We start from the raw sequence: 1279 nt of genomic DNA on the forward strand, positions 1-1279 counted from the left end.
CTCCAGGTGCCCGCGACGCCCGACCCCTACGACGACGCCCCCAGCGAGACGCACCGGCAGGCGGTCATGGAGCTGCTTCCGCCGCGCAGCGCCCAGGGAGAGACGGCCCCGTCGGCCGAGGCCGCCCCGGGGGCGCAGGCCGCGCCCCCCGTGGAGGCCGAGCCGGTCCCCGCCGAGGGCTGAGCGGGCCCGCGCCTCAGGCGACGAAGGGGTGCGTGACCTCGGCGCCCGTCCCGGCCCCTGTCCGCACCAGACGGGCCGCGGCGGCGAGCCGGACCGCGGCCTCCTCTGCCACCGCGCCGCTCACGGTGAACGGCAGCCGCACATACCCCTCGAAGGCGCCGTCGACCCCGAAGCGCGGCCCGGACGGCACCCGCACGCCGACGCGCTCGCCCACCTCGGCGATCCGCGACCCGGAGAGCCCCCCGGTGCGCACCCAGAGGGTCAGACCGCCGCGCGGCACCTCGAACTCCCAGTCCGGCAGCTCTCGGCGGACGGCCGTGACGAGCGCGTCGCGGTTCTCCCTCGCCTGCTGCCTGCGCAGGTCGACGGCGGCCTGCCAGCCACCGGTGTTCAACAGCCAGTTCACGGCGAGCTGTTCGAGGACGGGGGTGCCGAGGTCGGCGTAGGCGCGCGCGGCGACGAGGCTGCGGATCACGTCGGGAGCCGCCCGCACCCAGCCGATGCGCATGCCCGCCCAGAACGCCTTGCTCGCCGAGCCGACCGTGATGACGGTGGAGCCCGCCGGGTCGAACCCGCAGACGGGGCGCGGCATCTCCAGGTCCGTGTCGAGCCCGAGCTCGCTCATCGTCTCGTCGACCACCAGGACCGTGCCCGCCGAGCGCGCCGCCTCCACGAGCTGTCGGCGCCGGTCCTCGTCGGCGAGCGCGCCGGTGGGGTTGTGGAAGTCGGCGACCACATAGGCCAGCCGGGGCGCGGCGTCGCGCAGGACCTGCCGCCAGCGCTCCACGTCCCAGCCCGTGAGCCCCTCGGCCATCGCCACGGGCACGAGCCGTGCCCCGGCCTCGCGCATGAGCTGGAGGATGTTGGCGTACGAGGGGGATTCGACGGCGATGCGTTCGCCGCGCCCGGCGAAGAGGTGGCAGATGGCGTCGATGGCGCCCATCGCGCCCGTGGTGACCATGATCTGCTCGGGCATCGTCGGGATGCCGCGCGCGGTGTAGCGCTCGGCGAGCATCTCGCGCAGGGCGGGCAGCCCCGCGGGATAGTCGCCGTGGGTGTGCGCGTACGGCGGCAGCGCTTCGAGGGCGCCCTGGAC

General features: G+C 75.8%; 1 protein-coding gene and 1 pseudogene. One reads left to right on the top strand and one right to left on the bottom strand.

Annotated elements, in window-relative coordinates; translation table 11 throughout:
• A pseudogene (locus AB8Z36_RS40215) lies at window positions 1-183 on the top strand (hypothetical protein); the annotation flags it as partial.
• Between the two features lie 13 nt (window positions 184-196).
• On the opposite strand, the gene yczR reads toward AB8Z36_RS40215, so the two are convergent.
• Window positions 197-1279, bottom strand: a 1083-nt coding sequence (gene yczR / locus AB8Z36_RS40220; protein ID WP_369218303.1) for a MocR-like transcription factor YczR, incomplete at its 5' end; no start/stop codon positions are given.

This window comes from Streptomyces flavofungini (genome assembly GCF_041028215.1).
GTDB lineage: Bacteria > Actinomycetota > Actinomycetes > Streptomycetales > Streptomycetaceae > Streptomyces > Streptomyces flavofungini_B.